The following is a 5,272-nucleotide window of genomic DNA, read 5'->3' as shown; positions in this document are numbered from 1 at the left end:
TTGTTCAAAGGAACGCAATTTTTTCATCCAATAGGTAATTGAAGAGCGAGAAATTCCATGCAACTTGGCTGCATAATTAACCGAAATCTGACCGTTTGTAATTTGGTCAATGATGGAAAGTTTGAGATCAAAACCAATCTTTTGATACTCTTTTTTTGGACAGGGTTGTTTTTTTGTTAGTGTCATAAGTTGCTAAAAAGTGTTTAATTTTTAGTCAACCTATTTTAGGAATTGTCACGCTCGAAACTGACGCACAACGTTTCGCGGCTTCATGAAGTGGCGATGAGCCAAGACCAAGCCTATACAAATATAACTAAAACTTTTAATTAAAGACCTTTCCAATTTCTGATAAATCCCGAGCCTCGCCATTTCTTGAAACCGCTGTTACAGGAAGCCTTTATCTAATATTAAAAAATTTACAAATGTTATTCAACTTCAATTAAATCAAGTCCGAAAGTTGGAACGTATAAAAGTCCAATATCGTAATCTTTGCCAAATGTATCTTTATAATTTCTAGGTAACCATTCGTTCACATTTATCCATCCAACACCTTTTAACGAGTTTCTTGAAACAAATTCAAAATTAGAAGATTTGTAAGCTTCGATACTGAATATTGCTTCTTTTTTTGAAAGGAAATATTTATTGTCTGGCACATTCTCTCCGCTCAAACATTCCAAAGTAATATAAATACCTTCAAGTGGAAAAATTATGTTTTCATTTTCTAAATTAATTTCAATTATCCCTTTAGTATTTTTGGTTAAAGTATTGATTTTATTTTTTGTAGTTAATTCAATATTTGGAACTAAAGTATCTTTTTTGAAAGAATAAAAATGGATTCTATATTTAACATCATCTTTAACTTTGTTGACTTTAAATTTCAAAGATTTTACTTTAAATTCTTTTTTGAAATTATTCTTTATATATGAACCCGTTTCTAATCCCATTGATAAGCCTACCATTTTGGTTTTTTTCTTATCTATATTACCCGCAATATATTTTTTATTTCCTACTACGACTTCTTCAAGACTATAGATGTTTTTTTCAAGTTCTATAACAGTAGATTTACTATTACTTTCATGAGTCAAAGTTTTGTAGCCAATGCATGAGATAATTATTTTGTCACTATTTTTTAACAAAGAAAAAATTCCATGAATATCGCTATAACTGCCATTTACATAGCTGTTATTTTTATAATATTGAATTGTAGCATATTCAATTGCTGTTTTAGAATCCTTATCTATGACAGTCATTTGTTGGCAGAAAGAAAGATTAGCCAAAAAATAAAAAACTAAAAATATATTTTTCATATTTCTTTTATAAGAGACTGTTCAAAGTTATTGAACAGTCTCTAGTTAGATTAATTTATTAGCAATTACAAGGAAATACATCACCAGTAGCAACTGGTTCACCGTCTTTTATCCAAAAAATATAATGTTGTTGATATGTTCCATAAGAACATCCGCCATCACCATTACTATTCGGACCACATGCGCCAGGTGTAGTTGGAGCCCAACCCCAAAATGGACGTTTGTTTGCTTGGTTTTCGTTAATTTCTGCTTGGTAATCTTGAGCGATTTTTATGTAATCAAATTCATTTGTGCTGAAATATTTTTCAAGCTGATTGATGTTGTCCAAAGTTATAACTTGGTTCACGTCAATTTTTACAGAAGTCATTTTAAAATCAATTCTATCTACATCGATAAAATATAAAAAATCGTTAGTATTTTTATCTGTAATGACATAACCTCTAGCGGTTGTGGCATTACCAACAAAAACTTCAGTAATAACTAAATTTTCTACTTCTGTACTTCTGTTTAACAATGTTGAATTGCTTTTTGGATTTGTTTCAACAGATTTTCCAAATTGAAAATTTGTTGAGTAAAAGGTTTCTAAATAAGATGAAACTTTAGCGTTTTCAATAACATTTGCGTTGGTTTCATCATCTTTTGAACAACTTGTTGCTAAACTTGTTCCCACAATAAGAATTAATAAAGAAAAAAATGTACTTTTAATAGTTTTCATTTTAAATGGTTTTTTTGCTTTCTTCTTTGATTGTGCTTCTGGCACTTAATGGCAGTCAAAGATTCAGCGTTGGTTAAATTTATAAATTCTGCCCGTTACAGTTTTTAATTGTTAGATTACTAACCATTCCTTCATATTTCCAACAAATGTGATTCATACATTTAAATTATGTTAGATTATCAGGCAATGTCTAAAAACGAGACTTTTCCTTTTTACTAATGTGATATAAAAATTTGAATTACGTGTACGTATAAATACCTGTTTTTCAATATTTCATAATACTATATTCGTCATTTTTGGAAAAGGTTTACTGTAACGTCTCGTGGCTTGGCGTCAGTTGGGGATTTGGTTAGCCAAATGTATAAATTAAAGACCGAACTTCCAAGTACAAAACCTACTTTAAAGTTTGCCTAAAACCCCAATTGCGCCAAACCGCCTGTTGGCAGAAGATTTAATCTGGAAAATTCTATTTGTTATATTAAGTTTTAATATATTATTAAAAATCAAAAGCGGCTTTAGAAATAGCCCAAAGCCGCTAATATTTATAACAGTTATTATACCTCGTTATTTTTATTATTCTTAAATTGAATATAAATTTTAATTATTTGAAATAGTATAATTAAAAATAAAGGTAAAAGTATAGTTATTTGAAAAATCAAATTATTGAAATCGACTTTTATAATAACGAAATAAATAATTACTAAAAGTACAAATATTAATTTATTTTTCATTTTTTTTTATTTTGTATCTAAAAGATAATATGGACTTTGTGAAGCTACAATGAAAGATGCAATTAATGCTTGCTTTTCAGTTTCAGTTAAATTTGATTTTGAAACTTGATCAATATAAAAATTAATTGTATTTTCCATATCAATGTTCTCCGAGCACTCAAAATATCTTTCTAAGAATAAATCAGACACTAATTTCATATTAATAGTGTAGTAACCTTCATTTACCATTTTTTGTGTTAAAGTTTTATAGTCAAAATTACTTGATACATAATTTGCACTTGCTAATTTTAATTTTTCATTTGCATTAATAACTAATTCAGATTTTAAAATATGTCTTTCTTCATTAGTAAAGGTGTTATAAAAATTTTCTATCGACTCACCATTGAAAAAATTATTGTGTATTACGTTGTTATGTCTAATACCAATATTTTCAAAGCTTGAAAATTCCGCAGGTATTTCTATTTGAAGGTTACCATACTCTACATTTGGTTTTGTATAATCTGTATCTGCAGTTCTTGCGGCTGCATAAGATGCCCCAGCACCACAAATCACACCTGAGCCAACCATTAAAACAACTGCTCCAGTACCGCCACTAACTGCACCCAATGCAGCAGCAGCTTCTTTAACGACTACAACACCTGTGCCAGCGCCAATAATGTCAGCTCCTGCAACTTGGGCAACATAGCCAAGACAATTCCAAAAACCTACACATTTTTTAGAAGTAGAAAAGGATGAGTTTTCATTAGAAATGTTATAAGTCCGTAAGTTTCTCATGAGATTTTCTTCTTCATTAATTTTATTATTATCATTAGAACAAGAAGTAAATGTTGAGAATGCAATAATTATTGTAAATATTGCCAAAATTAAATTTTTCATGGTATTATTAATCCTCTTATTTTAGGTAAAATATTACATGATGATGACTTTGAGGTTTAGTTAATTGCACCACCACTTGACATATCTATTTTTAATTTTAGAATCACTTTTTTTATGAAGCATAATTTTTAATTATGTTTTATTCATTTTTCAGCGTTAACGTCGGTCAAAAATTTTCTGCCAACGTTTTGCCGCTTGGCGAGGTTGGGGAAAAGTAGGCGAGAAGTTTCGGTTTATGACTAAACTTTACAAGTACAAAACAAACATCAAATTTAGCCCAAAACCCCCAATCTTGCCAAACGGCTGTTAGCAGATGTTGTAATTGTTATTTATTCGTCTTCGTTACTTCATCATATTTTAATTCCACTTTTCTGTTGCCATCAAATTCTACAATTACCAAGTTAGCATTAACTCCAATAATTTTTCCGTCGGTTAGTTTTCCTTTTCTTTTGAAAACTACGCTATCTCCAACATTCAACGTGATTTTTGCGTTTGCTTCGGTGGATATATTTATTAAAGTATTTTGTGTTCCCCAAACATCGCCAATAATTTTTACTTTTTTGCCATTGTCTTTAACATAGACTTTTACGTTTCTCAAAAATTCGCCTTCGTATTTTTTGGTCAAATTATCAACCGCTTGTTCCATTGCATCAGCATCAGCTTCGGCAATCGCTTCAACTTCACGAGTTAGTAAAGCATATTTTTTACTATCATCAACATTTCTATTTCCAATAGTTGTTAAATCTCCAATTCTGTTCCAACTTCCGCAACTCGCCAAAGTTAAAGTTAATCCTAAAAGTATAATTCTATTTTTCATTTTTCTATTTTAGTTGTTTACCAATAAAGTTGTTGTTAATTGAGAACCTTTTACAAAATCGTTATCAAAACGAAAAAATGTTGTTTTTAAAGTATAAGTTGTTCCTGAAAGTGTAAAAACTTCAAAATAGTATTTTTTTGGTGTTGAAGTTGTAACTAATGAGTTAAGATTAAAATTTACCAATCCATTAGCGTCTGATGTCTCTTGTTTAATAATTGGTGGCAAAGTTGCAGTTGGTGAAAATGGTTGGTCAAACATCAATACAATATAATTTGGTTTTACAACTCCGGTTGGTGTTGCAACTGTGAATTTTGCATTTGTGTTAATTGTTGTTCCGCCACTTGTGTTGGTGTCTGTTGAACTTGAACTGTCATCTTTTGAACAAGAAATTGTAAAAATTGTAACTAATGCTAAAATTGATACTTTGAAAAAATTTGTCTTCATTAAATAATTATTTTTTTGCTTACTTTATTTTATGCTTTTTTGGTGTAAAAAGTCATTTTTGGCTTTCGGTTGTTCAGCTAATTTCCCGCCGTTAAAGATATTTTTTAAGTTTTTAGTTTTGAAGATTTTCCTTATTTCTACTCGGTTTCTCAACAATATCTGCTAACGTCTCGTGGCTTGCTGAAGTTGGGGAAATGTACAGACCAAACTTTCAGTAAAACCTGAACTTTGCAAGTACAAAACCAACTTTGATAAAGCCGAAAACCCCAATTTTTGCAAACCGCTGTTAACCGACGACTATATTTGTTATTGTATTTTGATTTTCAAATTTAGTAAAATTTCTTTTAACTTTTATAATTTATTTTTTAGTTTCACTGTTATA

At 29.7% G+C, this 5,272-nt stretch carries 6 protein-coding genes; all 6 read right to left on the bottom strand.

Features of this window, described 5'->3' with window-relative positions:
* Nucleotides 1-186: helix-turn-helix domain-containing protein (locus ACH2BO_RS04505; RefSeq protein ID WP_395043557.1), on the bottom strand; the 186-nt coding region annotated here is incomplete at its 3' end.
* A 239-nt stretch (nt 187-425) separates the two neighbouring features.
* A complete protein-coding gene (locus ACH2BO_RS04500; protein WP_395043556.1) occupies nt 426-1,250 on the bottom strand; it encodes a carboxypeptidase-like regulatory domain-containing protein in 825 nt (274 codons plus the stop codon).
* A 115-nt stretch (nt 1,251-1,365) separates the two neighbouring features.
* Nucleotides 1,366-2,022 (bottom strand): hypothetical protein, encoded by a 657-nt coding sequence (locus ACH2BO_RS04495; protein ID WP_395043555.1) that lies wholly within the window; start codon nt 2,020-2,022, stop codon nt 1,366-1,368.
* Between the two features lie 737 nt (nt 2,023-2,759).
* Entirely contained in the window at nt 2,760-3,614 is an 855-nt protein-coding gene (locus ACH2BO_RS04490; protein ID WP_395043554.1) for a hypothetical protein, read from the bottom strand.
* A gap of 340 nt (nt 3,615-3,954) precedes the next feature.
* Nucleotides 3,955-4,446 (bottom strand): hypothetical protein, encoded by a 492-nt coding sequence (locus tag ACH2BO_RS04485; protein WP_395043553.1) that lies wholly within the window; start codon nt 4,444-4,446, stop codon nt 3,955-3,957.
* A gap of 9 nt (nt 4,447-4,455) precedes the next feature.
* Nucleotides 4,456-4,890, bottom strand: coding sequence for a hypothetical protein (locus tag ACH2BO_RS04480; RefSeq protein WP_395043552.1), 435 nt, complete (start codon nt 4,888-4,890; stop codon nt 4,456-4,458).
* Between the last annotated feature and the right edge of the window lie 382 nt (nt 4,891-5,272).

It is taken from the genome of Flavobacterium sp. (assembly GCF_043773265.1).
Lineage (GTDB): Bacteria > Bacteroidota > Bacteroidia > Flavobacteriales > Flavobacteriaceae > Flavobacterium.
This window is presented reverse-complemented; position numbering and strand designations above follow the sequence as displayed.

Excerpts from the sequence above, each read along its gene's own strand:
- ACH2BO_RS04480 (WP_395043552.1), bottom strand. The coding sequence starts at position 4,890 with ATGAAGACAAATTTTTTCAAAGTATCAATTTTAGCATTAGTTACAATT.
- ACH2BO_RS04500 (WP_395043556.1), bottom strand. The coding sequence starts at position 1,250 with ATGACTGTCATAGATAAGGATTCTAAAACAGCAATTGAATATGCTACA.
- ACH2BO_RS04485 (WP_395043553.1), bottom strand. The coding sequence starts at position 4,446 with ATGAAAAATAGAATTATACTTTTAGGATTAACTTTAACTTTGGCGAGT.
- ACH2BO_RS04495 (WP_395043555.1), bottom strand. The coding sequence starts at position 2,022 with ATGAAAACTATTAAAAGTACATTTTTTTCTTTATTAATTCTTATTGTG.